This window comes from Paractinoplanes brasiliensis, assembly GCF_004362215.1.
Classification (GTDB): Bacteria; Actinomycetota; Actinomycetes; order Mycobacteriales; family Micromonosporaceae; genus Actinoplanes; species Actinoplanes brasiliensis.
Genome location: NZ_SNWR01000002.1, coordinates 306,226 through 325,966, shown reverse-complemented (window position 1 = coordinate 325,966; position 19,741 = coordinate 306,226). Strand labels below are relative to the sequence as shown.

Here is a 19,741-nt window from a genome sequence, read left to right as displayed (position 1 = left end):
GATCACGTCCAGGGTTAACGAAAACCTTGGGTTCGGCTCATCGCAACCAGCGCGACGGCACCGCTTCGGCGATCGCTCGATATCCGGCGGGGTTCAGGTGCAGGTGGTCCCCGGTGTCGTAGGCGGGCAGGAGCTGCCGGGGCGCGGCCGGATCCCGTACGGCGGCATCGAGGTCCACGACTCCGTCAAAGATCTTGTTGTGACGGATCGCACTGTTGATCGCCGTACGGGTGTGCTCGCGGTGACCGTCCGGATCGTCGTAGCCCTCGTTGCCCCCGAACGGGGTGATCGTGGCGCCGTAGACCTTGATGTCACGCGCGTGCGCCCGCAACACGATCTGCTCGTACGCCACCAGCAGTTCCTCGGTGACCGCTTTCTGGGCCGCCACGGTGGCCGGGGCGGTGCCGATGTCGTTGACCCCTTCGAACAGCAGCATCCGGTCGACCCCGCTGGTGGCGAGCACGTCCCGGTCGAGGCGGGCGAGCACGCTGGGCCCCAGCCCGTCGTTGAGCACCCGGTTGCCGCCCGCCGCCTGGTTGAGCAGCGCGATCCGGGCCCCGCGGATCTGGTCGGGCCAGCGGTCGTTGCCGTCGGTGGTGGATCCGCGCCCGTCGGTCAGCGAGTCGCCGACGATCGCCATGGCCGCCACGTCCGACTCGACCTCGACGCCGCTGATCAGGTACCAGTGCGCCACGCCCACGGACCCGGGCAGGTCAGGGTCCCGGTGGTGGTCGCCGGCGATCAGGTACGAGGTGGTCCGCGAACCGGGGTGCGAGGTGAGGTTGAGCGTGGCCTGCCCCGTGGCCAGGTAGACGGTGATGGTGAGGTTGGCGCCGGGGCCCACCGGCAGCGGCACCGGGTCGGACACGACCTGCGCGCCGACCGGCACCGTGGCCGACGGCCGGCCGCCGAACGTGAGCGGCCGGCTCGACCCGGGCACGATGGCTGAAACCCCCGCCCGGCCGTTGACAGGCAGGGCCACCGCGGCGGCGGTGACGGGCAGCGCCGCGCCGCCGAAGGCGTTGGACAACCGGATCCGTACGCGGGAACCTCCGACCGTCACGTGCACGGTCTGCCGCAGCGTGGTGTCGGCCAGCACCGACGATTCCCCGGTGAAGGGCGCCGGCGGCAGGTTGTGCGGCTCGGTGAGCTGCGGCATCGCCGTCCAGGTGTGGATCCAGCGCCTCGAGGTGTGCCCCGGGGAGGCCACGGCGGGCTGTGCGGCCAGCACCGCGGGCACAGCCGCCGCGGAGGCGCCCAGGAGTGTGCGTCGTCTCATCGGCTCCTCCGGCTCTCGGGCGGACCGAAGTAGCTGTCCTTCACTCCCCCGGTGTCGACCACCAGCCGCTGCACGATGACCGTCGGGTCGACCGCCCAGAACGTGAGCGTGTGCCTGCCCGGCTTGGTGATGGTGTGCGTGGTGGTGGTGCGGTTGATGTTGTCGGAGGTGTTGCGCGCCCATTGGCGGTTCATGGTGGTGTCGTTGGCGCCGGTCGCCGTCGTGATGTTGACGACCTGCGGGGTCTGTCCGTCGACCGACACCGCGTACTTGAGCCCGTCGCCGGGCAGCGTGTTGTTGCGCGGCGACAGGTACGCGGTCACCTTGACCGGTCCGCTGCTGGTGAGCGTCATCGTGTAGTCGAGGCGTGCCCCGCTGCTGAGCGGGGTGAGCCCGTTGCCGGTCTTGCCGATGCCGGGCAGCAGCCGCCACTGGCCGGCCTTGCCGGTGTAGTGGTCGGCCTCCATCGCCACGTGACCGTCGGCCTCGAGGAAGCCGCGGGCCGGCAGCGTCGGGTTGTTGACCGGCGCCTGCACGACGGCCGAGGATCCGGCGCCCGCGATGGTGATCGGCACGCTGGTCGCGCCGCGCGGGGCCCGCTTCCAGTCGACCGTGACGACCGGGCGTACCTCGTCGGTGACCAGCCCGGAGGACGGCGTCACGTGCACCCACGGCGCGCCCGTGGTGACGCGGTACCGGAACGGCGTGGTGCCCTTGTTGTAGATGTCGAGGGTCGGCGCGGCAGCGCTCGACCACGGGTTCGACTCGGGCAGCCGCGTCGAGCCGACACCCATCGCCGCCTCGGCGGGCACGGTGATGCGCTTGAGGTGCGGGTAGATCTCGTCGGGCAGCGCGACGTTGTTCAGTTCGGGTTGCTGCCAGGGCGCGTTGGGGCCGTAGCGCTCGACGTTGCCGTACCCGATCTTGGGTTGCAGCTGCCAGTTCTTCCACTTGCCGCCGGCCAGCTCGGTGTTGTAGTAGTCGCTCATCGCCTGGTCCTCGGCGAACAGCCGCTCGGCGGTGTCGGCGAGCCGGTTGGTGGCCGCCCGGCCCTGGGCCGCGTACGCGATGTTGGTGAACTGGGCCCGGCGCAGCTCGTAGATGATCGCCGTGTCCTTGATCTGGTAGTAGACGAGCTGATAGAACGCGTCCTGCCAGGCGGCCGGCACCCGTTCGCGCAGCGCGGTGGCGCGGCGGGCCAGGTCGAGCCATTCCTCGGTCACGCGGTCCATCTCGCCGTACTCGGTGAGGTTGAACGGGCTGGCCTGGTCGTTGTAGACGACCTCGCCGGTGGCCGGGTCCAGCGTGATCCGCCGATTGAGCAGCTCGGGCTTGCGGCGCGACTGCAGGAACCCGTACCGGTCGAGCAGTTCCGCCACGGCCGGGGCGAGCTCGTCACCGAAGTTCTGCGCGGCGAACTGCTCGGTCCACTCGTCGAGCCGGTCGACCGGGATCGCGTCCGGGTTCCAGGCGTAGTCGAGGAAGAACTGCGTGGGAAGTTCCTCGTTCTTGAGGTCGCCCACATTCACCACCCAGAGGCGGTCAACCCCTTTGCGGTACGACAGTTCGAGCTGCTCCCAGGTGTTGGTGAGGTTGATCGTGTCGGCCCACTTGTAGTTACGGCCGTCACCCACGTAGTCGAAGTGGTAGTACATGCCGTAGCCCCCGCTGCGGGCGGGCAGCGACGCGTCGGGCAGCTTGCGCATGTTGCCCCAGTTGTCGTCGCAGAACACGACCGTGACGTCGTCCGGCGGGCGGTAGCCGTTGTCCCAGTAGCGCTGCACCTCCTTGTAGAGGGTCTGCACCTGGGGCCGGTCGATCAGGCCGGTGTCGCGCAGGATTTCCCGCTGGCTGTCGATGATCGAGCTCATCAGGTCGATGCCGTCGCCGTCGGGCAGCGAGACGTCGCCGTTGCCGCGCATGCCGAGCGTGATGACGCCCTCGATGTTCTGGTCGCGCATGCGTTCGGCGCCGTCACGCCAGTACGCCTTGATGGCGTCGGCGTTGCGGCGGAAGCTCCACTCGCCGGTGCCGGTGGGGTGCCGGTTCCACTCCTCGATGCCGCGCATCATCGGGGCCTCGTGCGAGGTGCCCATGACGACGCCGTAGAAGCTGGCGGTGGCGTGGTTGAGCGGGTCGTCCTCGGCGAACGCACGGCCCCAGACGGCCGGCCACAGATAGTTGGCCTTCAGCCGCAGCATGGTCTCGAACACCTTGGCGAAGTAGTCCGCGTTGAGCCCGCCGGGATAGCCGGGGGCCTTGCCGGGCCCGAAGTAGCCGGGCGCCCAGGTGCCGGTGGCGGGGTTCTCGTCGTTGATGAAGAACCCGCGGTACTTGACCTTGGGCGTGCCCTGGGTGTGGCGGCCGGGCAGCACGTACAGCCGGTCGGCGTGGGCCGCGGGCACGTCGTCCCAGAAGTGCCAGGGCGAGACGCCGATGTTCTTGGACAGGTCGTACGCGCCGTAGATGCTGCCCCGCTGGTCGCTGCCAGCGATCACAAAGGCACGCCGTACGCCGGGAAGGGGATCGCTGACGACCTGCTCCACTGTGGTTTCCCACTTGCCGCGGACACCGCGCACGTCGAGCTTGCCGCGCGCGATGATCTTGTCGATGAGCGGGCTCTTGCCGATGGTGCCGACGATGACGGGGTCACGCCCGGCGGGGATGGCGTCGTGGGAGACGGCCGGCTCGGCGCCGGTGACCTTCTTGATGTCGCTCTGCAGGTCGTCGACGACCCGGATGACGCCGGCGTAGTCGTCCTTGCTGACCACGAGGGGCGCCGCCCGGCCCGCCTCGACGAGGGGGAACCGTCCCGGTCCGGGCTGTGTGGACACGTACGAGGGAACGGTTTTGGTCTTGGGGGCGGGCTCGCCGGCCTGGGCGGGAACAGGCGCGACGACGAGCAGGGTGGCCGCGGTGACCGCCGCGATCAGGGTTCTCATTTGAACAACCTCAGTGGTACGGCGTCGGCCATCGCGGCCATGCCGGCGTCATTGGGATGCAGGTGGTCGCCGCTGTCGTACGCGGGGTTGAGGCGCAGCGGGTCGGCCGGGTCGCCCATCGCCCGGTCGAAGTCGATCACGCCGTCGTACTCGCCGCCGGAGCGGATCCAGCGGTTGAGCACGTAGCGTTTGCGCTCGTTGGCCTCGGTGTAGAAGCCCAGCGTGTCGCCCTTGAACGGCAGGATGGTGGCGCCGATGGCGACGATGCCGGCCGCGTGCGCGCGGGCGATCAGTTGCCGGTGCCCGCCGATCAGGTCGTCGGCGGTGACCGTCTCGGACTCGGGCGCAACCGTGCCCGGGTGGCCGAGATCGTTCACGCCGAGCAGGACGACCACGAATTGCGCGCCGGGCTGGGCGATCACGTCGCGGTCGAACCGGCGCAGACCGCTGTGCCCGAAGTAGGCCGCGAACGACTCGGCGTCGCTGCCCGGGGCGGGGTTGGGGTCGTGCAGCAGCCGGTTGCCGGAGATGCCGACGTTGGCGATGCCGCGGCGCAGGCCGGACGAACGCAGCCGCGCGGCGAGCAGGTCGGGCCAGCGGTGGTTGAGGTTGTTCTGCGTGTTGGCGCCGTTGGTGATGGAGTCGCCGAGGGTGACGATGGCGGCGCCGCGGTCACGCACGGAGACGCCGGAGAGGAACAGGTACTGGTCAACCCTGGCGACCGGGGTCACCGTGCGCGCGGCGGTAACGTCGCCGTCGGCGATGACGTTGTCCTGGAACGCGAACGCGGCCAGCGTCGTCACCGGGGTACGAGCCGGCAGGTAGAGGCTGACCACCAGGTCGGCGCCGGGCGGGACCCGTAGTCGTACGGGGTCGCTGATCAGCGGCGACCCGGCCGGGATCCGCACCTCGGCCTGGTTGGAGAAGGTGACCCGGCGGTCGGTGCCGGGCACGGTGGCCGTGCCGGCGCCGCTGCCGGCGCGCAACGCGACCCGGACGGCGCCGAGGCGCAGCGGGCCGTTGCCGAACTCGTTGGTGACCCGGATGCGGATCTCGTCGCCGCCGGCGCTGCAGTGCACGACGTGCCGGACGGTCTGGTTGGCCAGCACGATGGGGGCGCTGGGCGGGTTGGGCGGGATGGTGGTGGGGGCGGCGGCCCAGGTGGCGATCCACCCGGGGATGGTCCAGTCGCCGTCGCCGTCCTGGTGGGCGGTGCCGGCGGCGTGGGCGGCGGTGGGGGCGGCAAGACCGGCCGCGGCGGTGACCGCCGCGCCCGAGGTGAGGGCGAGTAATTCGCGACGGGTGGGCAAGGGGAACCTCCGCGGTGGATCGGAAGTTTCGGTAACGCATCGAACGAACACCCGTAACGTAGAGGCGTTCATCTATGTCGTCAATATCCGGAGCAGTGGATCATGGGTTTTTGCAGCCGCATTGCGTCGCCGGAACTTTCGGGAAGGTTCCTGGAAAGTACCGGCACATGTTGTCGATGACGTCAAGTTGGGGGTAACTTCTTGACCATGCAGTCAAGTAGCACTGAGACGGCCGCCCCCGTCGTCGAGCCGGAGCCGGCCGAGCCGGTCCCCGCGCCCCTGATCCTGTTGGAGCCGGTCGAGGGCAACCCCGGCGATTCCGGTGTCTGCGCCGCGGACGGGTGGTGCGACTGATGAGCGCCGGCGTCTTCGGCCGGGCCGCCGAGCCCGTCGTCATCGACGTCTGGAGCGACGTCGTCTGCCCGTTCTGCTACCTCGGCAACGCTGTGCTCAAGGAAGCGATCGAGCAGTTCCCGCACGGCTCGTCGGTCGAGGTCCGCTATCACAGCTTCCAGCTCAACCCCGGTTTTCCCGCCGGTGACGCCGTCCTCGCCGACGACTACCTGGCCCGCAGCTACGGCATGCCCAAGGCGCAGATCGAGGGCTCGCACGCCCAGCTCGCCGCGCGGGGCGCCCAGTCCGGCCTCGACTACAAGTTCGAGACCGCCATGATGGTCAACACGCTGGACGCGCACCGGATGATCCACCTGGCCAAGGAACACGGTCGGGAACTGACGATGGTCGACCGCCTGTTCCGGGCCGAGTTCACCGAGGGGCTCAACCTGGCCGACCACGACGTGCTGGCCGGCCTCGCCGCCGAGCTGGGTCTCGACCGCGCCGCCGCCCTCGAGGCGCTGCGCGCCAAGGCGTACGAGAAAGACATCCGGGCCGACCTCGCGCAGGCCCGGCAGCTCGGCATCAGCGGCGTGCCGTTCTTCGTCTTCGACAACAAGCGGGCCGTGTCGGGCGCCCAGCCGGTCGAGCTGTTCCGCCGGGCGCTCGACGTCACCTGGCAGGACCGCGCCGCCGCCCCCGCGTGAGGCCGGCATGAGAGCCGACGCACGGCGCAACGTCGAGGGCATCCGCCGCGCGGCCCTCGACGTGTTCCGCACCGGCGGCCTGACCACGCCGCTGGACGAGGTGGCTCGGGTCGCCGGGGTCAGCAAGGGCACGATCTACCACCGTTTCGGGAGCCGCACCGGCCTGATCGATGCGGTCGTGGACGATCTCGTGGCCGCCCGCATCGCCGGCATCATCGACGCTGTCGACGCCCTGGACGGCCCGTTGCTGCGTTTCGAGGAGTACCTGCTGCGTACGTGGCTCCTGCAGTACGACGAGCCCGCCGCCAACGACGTCCTGATGCGGGTGCTGCCCGACTCCGAGCCACTGACCACCCTGTTCGAACGCGCCTGCCACTTCGGCGCCCGGCTGCTCTCCGACGCCCAGGCCGCCGGCGTGGTCCGCGACGACATCACGAGCGAGGACCTGAGATACCTGATTCTCGAACGGGGCGTCATCGTCCGCGCCTGTGACCGCCAGACCCGCGACGACTACCGCCGCCGCCTCGACTTCGTCCTCCGCGGCCTGCGCACGGACCGCTGAACCGGCGGCGGCGCCAGGGAGCGCCGCCGCCGGTTTCTCCTACTCCAGCGAGTCAGGTCAGGCGGTCGAACAGGACAGGTTGTTCACCGAGGCGGGTGGGGTGCCGTTGCCCAGCAGGCCGAACGTGGTGTGCTGGCCGGAAGCCACCGTGCCGTTGTAGCTCGCGTTCTTGACCGACACCATCGAGCCGCTGCTGCTGGCTGTGCCGTTCCAGGCCTGGGTCAGGCTCTGCGAGCCCGGCCAGGTCCACGACACCGTCCACTTGTTGATGGCGGCCGTTCCGGCGTGCACCATGACCTCGGCCTGGAAGCCCCCGTTCCAGGTGCTCGAGATGTTGAACATCGCGGAGCAGCCGGATCCGCCCGCCGGCGGTGAGGTCGGCGGGGTCGTCGGAGGCGTCGTGGGCGCAGTGGTGGGTGGCGTCGTCGGCGGGGTCGTGGGCGGCGTGGTGGTGCCACCGCCGATCCCGGTCACCTCACCGTTGCCGCCGTCGAAGACGACGTCGGAGCAGTTGTAGAACGTCTCGTTGCTGTCCGAGCGCTGCCACACCGAGTAGATCAGGTGGCGTCCGCTCTTGCCCGACGGCAGCGTCGCGTTCCAGTAGTAGTGCCCCTCGTCGGAACCGGGCCCGCCGCGGTCCGGCGGGTTGGTCACCGTGTCGAACGGCGTCGACTCCAGGTCGCTCCAGGCCAGGGCCCGGGTCGGGCTCCAGCTGTCCTTGGTGATGTACATGCGGAACGTGCCGGGGTGCTTGGCCCAGTTGTTGTACTTCACCTCGATCTGCCGGCCCGCGGTCAGGTGGGTGACCGGGAAGTCGTTGCGCGGCAGGTTGAAGCCGGTGAAGTTGTACGGGCCCCCGGTGCCGCCCGAGCAGAGCTGGCCGTCGGGGATGAAGCCGGCCATCCGGCCCGCCCCGTCCGAGCGCAGCACCGCGAACCAGTTGTAGAGCGACGCCGTGCCGCTCTGGGCCACGGCCGCGGCGCAGGCGGGGTTCTTGGGCTCGATCGCGCCGGTCTGCGGGTTGCGGCCGTCCTGGTAGCAGAGCCACGTGCGGCTGCCCGGCACCATCATGGCCCCGTGGGCCTGAGCGGGGCCCTGTGACACCACTGCCCCGACGCCCGCGGCGAGCAGCCCCGCCATGGCGTACATCAACAATCTTTTTCTCATCAAGGCCTCCGGATCAGCCGTTGGGGAACAACCGGGCGAAGTCCGCGTAGCCGGTGGCCACGTCGACCTGCGCCCAGAAACGGTGGTAGTTGAACGTCGGCGCCGGCCCACCGTTGAGGTACGCCTCAACCTTCGGGTAGTCCGGGTCGTTCTTGTAGAAGGAGCGAATGTCCAGGAAGGACACACCCGGCTTGATCTCGTCGCCGTTCGGCATCTTGCCGCTCCAGCCCGGCGGGATGTAGATGCCCTGGCCGGTGGACGCGTCGTACTTGTCGTCCATGCGGTTGTAGTCGGCCCGGGTCTCGGTGACCGAGACGCCCTTCGAGTCCTTCTTGGTCCAGATCGCGTCGAGCAGGTTCTTGGCCGCGGTCTTGGCCGTGGTGCTGCCGGACTTGGCCGCGTAGTAGGTCAGCAGCTTGGCGAACGAGCCCGCGACGCCGAGGTCCTGGCCGTGGCTGGTCACTTCGACGTGCAGGTTGGTGTTCGGCTGCGGGCTGGACGGGTTCCAGGTGGCCGGCGCGCCGGTCCACTCCATGTCCGACGGGATGCTGAAGTCGGTGGCGGTGATGTCGCTGTTCGCCAGCGCCCACGGCACCCACTTGTCCAGCACGGACTTGGCCTTGCTGTCGTTGGTCAGGTAGTAGTACTCGGCCAGACGCTCCAGCGACCAGGTCTGCATGCCGAACCAGCGGTTCGACGGCGGGTCCTCGTAGACCGGGGCCTCCACGTACGCCAGCCCGTAGAAGGTCGGCGTGCCGGCCGGGCGGGCCTGGTAGCTGCCGTTCCAGCTGTTCGTCGCGCCGCCGGCGATCGCGCCCTCGGACGACTGCAGCCACTGGTAGAACTCGAGCTGCCGGTTCAGGCTGGCCTGCCAGTCCGCCTTGGCCGTCGGCGACTTCGGGGCGAAGGCGCTGACGTTGGACAGGATGTAGGCGGCCATCGGGTTCTGGTAGCCGAAGTGGCTGGTGCTCGAGCCGATCCGCCACGCCCATCCGGCGCTGGTGTCGGTCGCGCCACCCCAGGCGTAGTACCAGGACATCAGGTTGCTGGAGGCGTTCTTGCCGGTGCCGGCCGGGCACGAGGTCGACGTGCAGCCGGGCTGCTTGAAGTACTTGTCGTAGAACGAGTACCGCAGGTAGTCGCCCATCTTGGCGGCGTTGGCCACGGCCGCGGTCAGCTGCGACTGCTTGCCCTGCTCGGTCGCCCAGGTGTACGCCCAGTACGCCGCCTGCACCGCGCGCGAGTCCGCGTCCGGGGCGTTGGTGTACTTCCACTGCTTGGCGTAGCTGGAGTCCTTGGTGAACAGGTCGAGGTAGCCGTTGGGGCCGCCGTGCTTGAACGTGTCGCAGGAGGGCTGCGGCACGGTCTCGAACGTCGACTCCTGCGGGCCGCGCTGGAACGTGTTGATGTAGACGTTGCGCGTGGTGCCGTCGCCGCAGCGGCCGAAGCCGTACGTGTTGTCGACGTCGAGCAGCCAGTGCATGCCGTAGATGTCCGACGTGCCGTACGCGCTCTTCAGCTCGTTGGCCAGCGGGTCGGTTCCCACCGAGACGCTGTTGTCGAGCTGCGACGGGTACTGCGACGGCAGCGGGTACTCCGCCGCGTACGTCGCCGGCTTCGACGGGTCGTACTTGTCGTTGGTCGGCTGGTCGGCGTGCGCCGGGATGATGTACTTCTCCATCGTCGCCCAGGCGCTGTTGAACGGCGCCCATTCACCGGTTACGTGCCCGTGCTCCGCCTCGAGCCACAGCCAGTAGCTGAACGCCTCGGAGGTGGTTTCGTGGCCGTGGTCGGGCGCCTCGTCGATCAGCGTCTCGATCGAGTGGTACGGCACGCCGTCCGGGCTGAAGTAGCCGTTGGCCGGGTTCTTGATGTCGTTGTAGAGCTGGGTGAACCGGGCGTCGGCGGCGCCCTCCCGGACGACGGTCGCGTTGACGGTCGCGGCCGTGTGCCCGCTCGCGGTGGCCGAGAAGGCGGCCGTCGCGCCGATCGTCGCCGCGTCGGTGGCCGCGACCGTGACGGTCTGGCCGGTGTTCCAGTTCGACGGGGTGAAGGTCAGCGACGCCGGGGTGGCCGAGACGGTGGTCGCGCCGCTGGTGCGGGCGACCGCCACAGTCACATTGGCCGTCGGAGCCTTCGACAGAGCCAGCTTGAAAGTCGCGCTCTTGCCGGGCGACACGCTCACCGAGGTGGCATCGGAGACGATCGCCGGGGTGGTGGCCGCGTCGACGAACACCGGCACGGCGGCGGTGTTGCTCTTGTTGCCGGTGGCGTCGTACGCGATGGCCTGCAGCTGGTAGGCCGCGGTCTGGGCCGGAACCCCGGACCAGGTGTACGTGTACGGCGCGGCTGTGTCGGTGTTGAGCAGCAGCCCGTCGTGGTAGAACTCGACCTTGCTGATCGACCCGCCGGACGGCGCGGTGGGCACCGCCGTGATCGGGATCGACGCGGGCGCGGTGAACCGGGTGTTCGCGGCTGGGCTGGTGATCTCGACCGTGGGTGCGGCGGTGGCCGGGCCGTTGCAGCGCACGCCGTTGACCGAGAACGCGGTCGGCACCGGGTTGGCCGAGCCGAACGAGCCGTTGAAGCCCGTGCTGACCGTCGCGTTCGTGCCCAGGTTGCCGTTCCAGGCCGCGTTGTTGACGGTGACGTGCTGCCCGCTCTGCGAGTAGACGCCGCTCCAGCCCTGGGTCACCCGCTGCGACGCGTCGGGGAAGTCGTACTCGAGCCTCCAGCTGGTCATCGGGTCGCCGGTGTTGGTGATGGCGATGTCGCCGGTGAACCCGCCGCTCCACTGGCTCTGCACCTTGTAGACCACATTGCAGCTCGGGGCGGCGAGAGCCGGGACGCCGGCCACCAGGGCCGCGCCGGCGCCGAGGACGGCGGCGCCGGTGACGGCCAGCCCGCGGCGTACGCGGGGTCTGGTTCGGAATCTCACTTGCACGTGGGGAGTCCTTTCTTGTGGGGAGGCGCGCTACGCCGGGGCGCAGGTGACCGGGGAGGGGACGGGGTTGGTGCTGCCGCTGAGGCTTCCGAGGAGGCCGAAGGTGGTGCTCGCGCCCGCGGCCAGGGCGCCGTTCCAGGAGGTGTTGCGCACGCTGACCGCGGTGCCGGTCTGCGTGTGGACGCCGCCCCACAGCTGGGTCACGCTCTGCCCGCCGGTGAAGGTCCAGCCGACGGTCCAGGCGCTGGTGGTGGTGGCGCCGGTGTTGGTGACGGTCACCTCGGCCTGGAAGCCGCCACTCCACGAGCCGGTGATCTGGTAGGTGGCCGCGCAGCCGCCCGACGGGTTGGGGGTGGTCGGCGGCGGCGTGGTGGGAGCGGTCGTGGGCGGTGTCGTCGGCGGCGTCGTGGGTGGCGTTGTCGGCGCCGTGGTGGGCGGCGTCGTCGGGGTGGCGCCTCCGGCCCGGTCGGCGTAGAGGATGCCGCGGCCGTTGGTGCCCAGATAGACCCGGCCGTAGATGCGCGGATCCCCGGCCAGGGCGTCGCCCATGTTCCCGTACTGGTGCTGGTCGTCGTTGATCCGCAGCCACGAGCCGCCGGTGTCGTCGGAGCGGAACACCCCGGTGACGCCGCCGACCGTGCCGACCAGGAAGACCGCGGGATGGCCGGCCCCCGGCGCCGCCTTGCCGAACGCGACGTTGATGCCCGAGGTCACCGGCGCGACCTCGGTGAATGTGGCGCCGGCGTCGGTCGAGCGCAGCAGCCCGCTCTCCCCCGCGAACCAGACGTGCCCGGCCGCGCCCGGCACCGCCTTGAAGTGCAGCCGCCCGGTCGTGGGCAGCGTGGCCGCCGACGCGGTGAACGTCGCGCCGCCGTCCTTGCTGGTGTAGAACTTCCCCGCCGCGTACGCGTAGAAGGTCTTCGGGTCGGCGCGGTCGCTCTCGACGATCGCGCCGGCGGGCACCCCGGTCGAGGCCGCCCATGAGCTGCCCCGGGTGGTCGAGTGGTGCACGCCCGCTCCGGCCGGCGACCAGACCATCGAGCCGGCGTCGGCGCCGACCGCGATCGTGCCGCCGCCGGTGACCCCGCCCGGCTCCTGGCCCTGATACCAGTTCCTGCCGCCGTCGGTCGAGATGCCGATGTGCGGGGCCGCGTCCGCGTTGCCGACCCGGGCGAACACCTGCGGGTTGAGCTCGGCGAAGTCCAGCGAGGTGTTGCTGCCCAGCGCCGGCGTGTCGTGGAAGTTCGGCTGCACGGCGTCGAGCGAGGCGTGGTGGAAACCGCCGATGTCGCCCAGCGCGCTGACCAGCGGGGCGCCCGACGGCGGGCTGGCCAGGTCGAGGACCGCTGTCTCCTCGAGGCCACGGGCGTACGGCTTGATCGTGAAGGCGGTGTCCGAGTCCCAGTTGGTCAGCTGGGTGGTGCCGTAGATCGTGGCGCCGGTGCCGTAGAGCATCCGGTCGGAGTTGAACGGGTCGATCTCCAGCGACTCGTTCATCCAGCCCAGCTTCGGTGTCGACTCGGGGGGCTGCGGGTTGGTGTTGAAGTCCAGCCACGGGTTGGCCGAGATGTCCATGCTGTAGCGCTTGGTGACGGACGGATATCCAGCGAAGTCCCAGATCCGCGTCCAGGTCGCGCCGTTGTCGGTGCTGCGGAAGAAGATGGCGTCGGGCCACCAGGAGATCTGCGTGGCCACCATGAGCGTGCCCGGGTTCTGACGGTCGACGGTGAGACCGGAATAGCCGTAATACGCGTCGGCGGCCGGCGTGGGCGAGATGTCCGTCCAGGCGCCGGTGGTGGTGTCGAGCCGCAGCACCTGGCCGGCTCCACCCTCGTACGGGCCGCCGGTGTCGCTGGTCGCGAGGAAAAGATGCTTTCCCTGTACGACGCCCTTGTGCGCGATGTGCCCGGTGGGCTGACCAGGCACGCGTTCCCAGGTCGCGCCCCCGTCGAGCGAGCGGTACAGCATGTTCTGCTTGTCGGCCACCCCGACGTAGATCTGGTTCGCCGCGCCGAACGTGACCCAGGTCAGCCCCTGGTTCTGGTTCAGGTAGCCGTTGGGGTCGTCCGGGTCCTGCACGTAGTTGCCGGCGTTCGGGAAGTTCGTGACCCTGGCCCAGGTGACCCCGTGGTCGGTGCTGCGCCAGAGCCCGTTTCCGCCTTCCGCGGCGAAATAGACGTTCCGGTTGTCGTGCGGGTCTACGGCGAGCCGCTCCCCCATTCCCCGGCCCGGCATGTTGCCGCCGTTCTTGAACGGCAGCTTCGTGACCTGCCAGGTGGCGCCCTTGTCGGAGGAACGAAGAACGGCGCCGTTGTTCGGGTCCCAGCTGTTGGTGTACATGCCGACGGCGGCGTAGACCCGGTCGGTGTCGACGGGGTCGGGCGCGATGCTGAGCACGCCGTTGTAACCCCAGTTGTCCTGGCCGACCCAGTCGAGCAGGGGGGTCCAGCTCTGGCCGTTCTCGTTCCAGCGGTAGGCGCCGCCGATGTCGGTGCGGGCGTAGATCAGGTTCCGCTCGCCGGGGTTGAACACGATGCCGGGCACGAACCCACCGCCGTCGATCCGCACGTTCTTCCAGACGTACGGGTCGGCCGCCTCGGCGGTGGCCGTCAGCGGCCGGGCCAGCACCAGGGCCGACGCGCTGAGCAGGGCGGCGGTGACGACCGCCGCGATGGTGGACCTTCGCATCCGCGACCTTCCATCGACGAGCTTCCACATGGGAGCGCTCCCAGCAGCGTCGTGTGCGCGTCACGCCTCTGTCAAGCCCTGGAAACCAGGAGTTGACAATCGTGCATATCTTGGGGAGTCTGCCTGGACGGCCGGAGCGCGCGGGCACGCGCGCGAGCCCGCGCCGCGGCCGTATGATCGCGGCGCCGCGGGCAACGCGGGCCCCGACGTGCCCGGCAGCGAGCTGAACGCGCGGGCGTGGCTGCCCGGCGCGGCCGGCGCGGCGCCACCGGTTCGTGGCAAATTTCACCGGCCCCGGCAATGCGACGCCGGCATTGAGCGATTTCAATTGCGGTAAATCGTCGGCGAACGTTGCGGCAACTCTAAGGAATGAACCCATAACCGTACGTCAGGGATTTGCCGAACGCTTTTCTACGCTGTGTATCATCTGGCGGTGAATACGGGAGGGGCGGCAGTTGTGCCAGGCCGCCCGCGGTGGAGGAGCGTTTGATGAGGGTTTGTGTTGTCGGCACCGGCTACGTCGGGCTGACCACCGGTGTGAGCCTGGCCTTCCTGGGACACCAGGTGACCTGCATCGACCTCGACCAGGACAAGGTCGACATGCTGCGCGGGGGCAAGTGCCCCATCTACGAGCCCGGCATGGAGGAGCTGCTCGCCGAGGCCGCGCCGAACCTGACGTTCACCACCAGCTACGCCGAGGGCGTGCCGGGGGCCGACGTCGTCTTCGTGGCCGTGCAGACCCCCTCCGCCGGCGACGGCAGCCCGGATTTGCGCTATCTGCGCTCGGCGGCCGAGAGCGTCGCGCAGAATCTCGACCACGAGTTCACCGTTGTGGTCAACAAGTCGACCGTTCCGATCGGCTCCGGCAACTGGGTCGACGCGATTCTTCGCGATTCGTTCGCGCAGCGCGACGACCGGCCGGAAAATTGCGAGTTCTCGGTCGCGTCGAATCCGGAGTTCCTGCGCGAGGGCAACGCCATCCACGACACGCTGTTCCCCGACCGCATCGTGATCGGCTCGGACAGTCCGCGCGCGCTCGAGGTGCTCAACCAGCTCTACCGCCCGCTGATCAACCAGACCTTCACCCCGCCCGTCTTCCAGCCTCGGCCCGACGACACCACGGCCGTCCCGCTGGTCTCGACCGACCTGGCCAGCGCCGAGCTGATCAAGTACGCGGCCAACGCGTTCCTCGCCCTGAAGATCAGCTACGTGAACGAGATCGGCCAGCTGGCCGGCAAGGTCGGCGCCGACATCACCGAGGTGGCCCGCGGCATGGGCCTCGACCAGCGCATCGGCTCGCGCTTCCTGGAGCCCGGTGTCGGCTGGGGCGGTTCCTGCTTCGGCAAGGACACCAAGGCGCTGATCGCCACCGCGTCGGAATACAACTACGACATGCCGATCGTGAAGGCCGCCCGCGACGTCAACCAGCGGCAGCGCGAGATCGCGGTCGAGCGCCTGCAGTCCGAGCTGCGCATCCTCAAGGGCCGCAAGATCGGGCTGCTCGGCGTGGCGTTCAAGCCCAACACCGACGACCTGCGCGACTCGCCGGCGCTCGACATCGCCGGCCTGCTGCTCGCCCGGGGCGCCCGGGTCAAGCTGCACGACCCGATCGCGGGCGAGCGCTTCCGCCGGGAGTACCCCGAGCTGGCGCCGCACCTGAGCGACACGCTCGACGGTGTCTTCGACGACTGCGACGCCGTGGTGCTGGTGACCAAGTGGGCGCAGTACATCGAGCTCGACTGGGGCAAGTTCGTCGGCCTGATGCGTACGCCGATCGTGCTCGACGGCCGCAACGTGCTCGACGCCGAGCGCATGAGCCGCCTCGGTTTCAAGTACCTCTCGATGGCCGGCTGAGGGGCTTACGTCTGCCCCCACCAAGGTCGGTATCGACCGTTCGGACCACCCCGCCTCGGATATCGGCCGATATCCCGGGCGGGGTGGTCCGTTTTTCGCTAGGGTCCTGGTAAGGCGCTTTTTCGCGGCCTGACCAGGGGCTCTACCTTAACCGGTTAAGGCGTCCGGAGCAGTGACGCCGTATCGTTACCGAGTCGATCAAGCGGAAATCATTGCGCAATGTGCCGGTTACCTCTTGACTGTGATCCAAGTAGCGCTTCGGACGGCGACGTCTCCGGACGTCGGAAGCGCGATTTGACATAGGGAGCGGTATGTTCGGTCAACCTACGAGCCCGCGTTTCCGCGCGGCGCTCGCCGGCACGCTGAGCGCAGGGCTGGTTTTCGGCCTCGCGGCGTGCGGCGGCGACGACTCTGACAGCGGCAGCGGCACGGACGCCTCGGCGGCGGCCATCGACTGTGCGCCATACACCAAGTTCGGTGACATCAAGGGCAAGACGGTCACGATCTACACGGGCATCGTGACGCCGGAGGACACTCCGCACATCGAGTCCTACAAGCCCTTCGAGCAGTGCACCGGCGCCACCATCAAGTACGAGGGCGACAAGTCCTTCGAGACCCAGGTGCTCGTGCGCGCCCGCGCCGGCAACCCGCCGGACCTCGCGATCGTGCCCCAGCCGGGTCTGGTCAAGCAGCTGGTCTCGACCGGCAAGGCCGTGGCCGCGCCGGAAGAGGTCTCGGCCAACGTCGACAAGTTCTGGGACAAGGCCTGGAAGGCCTACACCACGATCGACGGCAAGTTCTACGGCGCCCCGCTCGGCGCGAGCGTGAAGTCGCTGGTGTGGTACTCCCCCAGCGAGTTCAAGGACAAGGGCTACACCGTCCCGACGACGCTCGACGAGCTCAAGGCGCTCAGCGACAAGATCGCGGGCGAGGGCGGCAAGCCCTGGTGCGCCGGTATCGCCAGTGGTGACGCCACCGGCTGGCCGGTCACCGACTGGGTCGAGGACTTCGTCCTGCGCACCAGCTCGCCCGAGACCTACGACAAGTGGGTCAACCACGAGATCCCGTTCAACTCGCCCGAGATCGCGACGGCGTTCGACGCGGTCGGCGGCTACCTGAAGAACGACAAGTACGTCAACGGCGGTCTCGGCGACGTCAAGAGCATCGCGACCACCACGTTCCAGGACGCCGGTCTGAAGATCCTCGAGGGCCAGTGCTCGCTGCACCGGCAGGCCAGCTTCTACGCGGCCAACTTCGAGAAGGGCACCAAGGTGGCCGAGGACGGCGACGTCTTCGCGTTCTACCTGCCCGGCAAGGACGCCAGCAGCAAGCCGGTTCTCGGCGCCGGCGAGTTCGTGGTGGCCTTCGCCGACCGCCCCGAGGTCAAGGCGTTCCAGACGTACCTCTCCTCGGACGTGTGGGCCAACACCAAGGCCAAGCTCTCGTCGGGCTGGGTCACCGCCAACAAGGGTCTCGACCAGGCCAACCTGACGAACCCGATCGACAAGCTGGCCGGCGGCATCCTGCTCGACCCGAACGCCACGTTCCGCTTCGACGGCTCCGACATGATGCCGGCCGCCGTGGGTTCGGACGCGTTCTGGAAGCAGTCGACCGCGTGGATCACCGGTCAGGACACCAAGACCACGGTGGACAACATCGAGAAGGCTTGGCCCAAGTAATCACATAGCACTGCCGGGGCCGGTCGGGATCTTTCCCGACCGGCCCCGAACCTCTCTCCACTCCAGCGCACAAGGAGGTCCGGGTCGCGTGTTCAACACCGCCTCCACCACCCCCGAAAAAATCCTGCAGATGCTCGCGGCCCTGCTGCTGTTCGCCGCGGTCATGGGCGTCATTCTCTTCATCGCCGGTCGTTTCGGCGGTAAGCGCGGCGACAAGGTCGTCGCTTACCTCTACCTGTTGCCGGCCGTGCTCATGCTCGCGGTCGGTCTCGTCTATCCGGGCCTCCGCACCATCTACCAGTCGTTCTTCGACGCCGCGGGCACCGCCTTCATCGGCTTCGACAACTACGGCACCATCTTCACCGACAAAGACCAGTTGACCGTGCTGCGGAACACGGTGTTCTGGGTCGTTGTCACGCCGTTCGTGGCCACCGCGATCGGCCTGGTCTACGCCATCCTGGTCGACAAGTCGCGGTTCGAGTCGTTCGCCAAGGCGCTGATCTTCCTGCCGATGTCGATCTCGTTCGTGGCCGCCGGCGTGATCTGGAAGTTCGTCTACGAGTACCGCCCCGACCAGGGCAACGTGAAGCAGATCGGCCTGGTCAACCAGCTGATCGTCTGGCTCGGCGGCAAACCGGTCCAGCTGCTCATCGAGACGCCGCTCAACACGTTCCTGCTCATCATCGTGATGATCTGGATCCAGGCCGGCTTCGCGATGACCATCCTGTCGGCCGCGATCAAGGCCATTCCGGACGACATCATCGAGGCCGCCCGCCTCGACGGCGTGAACGCGTGGAGCATGTTCCGCAAGATCACGCTGCCGAGCGTGCAGCCCACCGTCGTGGTGGTGCTGACCACGATCGGCATCGGCACCCTGAAGGTCTTCGACATCGTCCGCACCATGACGGGCGGCAACTTCGAGACCAGCGTCGTGGCCAACGAGTTCTACCGGCAGACGTTCAACGCCGACAACCAGGGCCTGGGCGCCGCGCTCGCGGTGCTGCTGTTCGTCCTGGTCATCCCGATCGTCATCTACAACATCCGCTCGCTGCGTCGTTCGGAGGCATCATGAGCACCAGCACTCCGCTGACGACCACGCCGCCCCTGGTGGCGGACAAGCCGAGCCCCGCCTCGATCGCCAAGAAGCGGCTGAGCTCACCGTGGGCCTCGATCGCCGCCATCGTGATCGCGGTGCTGTGGACGCTGCCGACCTTCGGCCTGCTGGTGTCCTCGTTCCGCCCGGAACGGGCCATCAAGACGACCGGCTGGTGGACGTTCTTCAGCGACCCGACCGTCACGCTCGAGAACTACAGCAAGGTCTTCGGCGAGGAGGGCGGCGTCAACCTGGCCGCGTTCTTCGTCAACTCGCTGATCATCTGTATCCCGTCGGTGCTGATCCCGATGTCGCTCGCGGCCCTGTCCGCGTACGCGTTCGCCTGGATCAAGTTCCCCGGGCGCAACGTCCTGTTCCTGATGATCTTCGCCCTGCAGATCGTCCCGCTGCAGGTCACGCTGATCCCCCTGCTCAAGATCTTCGTGAGCATCGACATCACGGGCACGTTCTGGACGTTGTGGCTGTCGCACGCGACGTTCGCCCTGCCGCTGGCGATCTACCTGCTGCACAACTTCATGCGGGAGATCCCCTCCGGCCTGATCGAGGCCGCCCGCGTCGACGGCGCCGGCCACGTCTCGATCTTCTTCAAGGTGATGCTGCCGCTGCTCACCCCCGCGCTGGCGGCGTTCGGCATCTTCCAGTTCCTGTGGGTCTGGAACGACCTGCTGGTCGCGCTGGTCTTCGCCGGCGGCGGCAACGAGGTGGCCCCGATCACCCTGCAGCTGGCCAACCTGAGCGGCACCCGCGGCACCGCCTGGCACCTGCTGTCGGCGGGCGCCTTCGTCTCCATCCTGGTGCCGGTCACGGTGTTCCTGCTGCTCCAGCGCTACTTCGTACGCGGTCTGCTGGCCGGCAGCGTCAAGGGCTGAGCCCCCTCTCACCCCTGCCGAAGGGCCGCGTCCGCATCTCGGGCGCGGCCCTTCGACCGTTGTTCTCCCCTACCCCACCCACCCGGGGGCCGGCCAGAAACTACACCTCGGCGCGGCGCCGGCGCGGGTTGTCCACAGTCCGGCGTTATCCACAGGGCTTCCGGCGTGTCGTCACGCAAGCTGCTTCAATGCGGGCATGACTCCAGCCGCGCCGTCCTCCGCAGCCCCGGCTGCCCGCAGCCCCGGCTGCCCGCAGCCCCGGCTGCCCACTGCCCCGGCTGTCCGGGGCCAGG

Annotated in this window: 13 protein-coding genes; 7 read left to right on the top strand and 6 right to left on the bottom strand. The window is 68.9% G+C overall.

From position 1 onward, the window contains the following. Positions 1–37: 37 nt before the first annotated feature. From C8E87_RS33495 to C8E87_RS33485, 3 genes are read right to left on the bottom strand one after another with little or no spacing between them, the layout of a single operon-like run. Positions 38–1,279: an SGNH/GDSL hydrolase family protein gene (locus C8E87_RS33495; RefSeq protein ID WP_133877453.1), complete on the bottom strand. Its 1,242-nt coding sequence runs from the start codon at positions 1,277–1,279 to the stop codon at positions 38–40. After that, entirely contained in the window at positions 1,276–4,221 is a 2,946-nt protein-coding gene (locus C8E87_RS33490) for a glycosyl hydrolase 115 family protein (RefSeq protein WP_133877452.1), read from the bottom strand. The genes C8E87_RS33495 and C8E87_RS33490 overlap by 4 nt, the downstream gene beginning before the upstream one ends. Beyond that, a complete protein-coding gene (locus C8E87_RS33485; protein ID WP_203720608.1) occupies positions 4,218–5,531 on the bottom strand; it encodes an SGNH/GDSL hydrolase family protein in 1,314 nt (437 codons plus the stop codon). Before C8E87_RS33485 ends, C8E87_RS33490 begins: the two co-directional genes overlap by 4 nt. Positions 5,532–5,738: 207 nt before the next feature. Here C8E87_RS33485 and C8E87_RS43980 point away from each other — a divergent pair, with 207 nt between their 5' ends. From C8E87_RS43980 to C8E87_RS33475, 3 genes are read left to right on the top strand one after another with little or no spacing between them, the layout of a single operon-like run. Further along, positions 5,739–5,885, top strand: coding sequence for a hypothetical protein (locus C8E87_RS43980; protein ID WP_166661370.1), 147 nt, complete (start codon positions 5,739–5,741; stop codon positions 5,883–5,885). Further along, entirely contained in the window at positions 5,885–6,571 is a 687-nt protein-coding gene (locus tag C8E87_RS33480) for a DsbA family oxidoreductase (protein WP_133877450.1), read from the top strand. Before C8E87_RS43980 ends, C8E87_RS33480 begins: the two co-directional genes overlap by 1 nt. 7 nt (positions 6,572–6,578) lie before the next feature. Then, positions 6,579–7,133 carry a TetR/AcrR family transcriptional regulator gene (locus C8E87_RS33475; protein ID WP_133877449.1) on the top strand — a complete coding sequence of 185 codons (555 nt, stop codon included), beginning with the start codon at positions 6,579–6,581 and terminating at the stop codon, positions 7,131–7,133. Between the two features lie 57 nt (positions 7,134–7,190). Here C8E87_RS33475 and C8E87_RS33470 read toward each other — a convergent pair whose 3' ends face one another. Genes C8E87_RS33470 through C8E87_RS33460 form a run of 3 tightly spaced genes read right to left on the bottom strand, consistent with a single transcriptional unit; the run spans position 7,191 to position 13,932 of the window. Beyond that, positions 7,191–8,300, bottom strand: coding sequence for a lytic polysaccharide monooxygenase auxiliary activity family 9 protein (locus C8E87_RS33470; protein ID WP_133877448.1), 1,110 nt, complete (start codon positions 8,298–8,300; stop codon positions 7,191–7,193). Between the two features lie 13 nt (positions 8,301–8,313). Continuing rightward, entirely contained in the window at positions 8,314–11,244 is a 2,931-nt protein-coding gene (locus C8E87_RS33465; RefSeq protein ID WP_239080140.1) for a glycoside hydrolase family 48 protein, read from the bottom strand. Between the two features lie 30 nt (positions 11,245–11,274). Then, positions 11,275–13,932, bottom strand: a complete 2,658-nt coding sequence (locus C8E87_RS33460) for a cellulose binding domain-containing protein (RefSeq protein WP_133877447.1) — start codon at positions 13,930–13,932, stop codon at positions 11,275–11,277. A gap of 489 nt (positions 13,933–14,421) precedes the next feature. On the opposite strand from C8E87_RS33460, the gene C8E87_RS33455 reads away from it, so the two are divergent. The 4 genes from C8E87_RS33455 to C8E87_RS33440 all read left to right on the top strand — a co-directional run bounded on the left by C8E87_RS33455 (position 14,422) and on the right by C8E87_RS33440 (position 19,448). Further along, complete coding sequence (locus tag C8E87_RS33455; RefSeq protein WP_133877446.1) at positions 14,422–15,786, top strand: UDP-glucose dehydrogenase family protein; 1,365 nt, start codon at positions 14,422–14,424, stop codon at positions 15,784–15,786. Positions 15,787–16,097: 311 nt separating this feature from the next. After that, positions 16,098–17,465 carry an ABC transporter substrate-binding protein gene (locus tag C8E87_RS33450; RefSeq protein ID WP_133877445.1) on the top strand — a complete coding sequence of 456 codons (1,368 nt, stop codon included), beginning with the start codon at positions 16,098–16,100 and terminating at the stop codon, positions 17,463–17,465. 130 nt (positions 17,466–17,595) lie between these two features. After that, complete coding sequence (locus C8E87_RS33445; RefSeq protein WP_166661480.1) at positions 17,596–18,537, top strand: carbohydrate ABC transporter permease; 942 nt, start codon at positions 17,596–17,598, stop codon at positions 18,535–18,537. Next, a complete protein-coding gene (locus C8E87_RS33440) occupies positions 18,534–19,448 on the top strand; it encodes a carbohydrate ABC transporter permease (RefSeq protein WP_133877443.1) in 915 nt (304 codons plus the stop codon). The genes C8E87_RS33445 and C8E87_RS33440 overlap by 4 nt, the downstream gene beginning before the upstream one ends. The last annotated feature ends 293 nt before the right edge of the window (positions 19,449–19,741 follow it).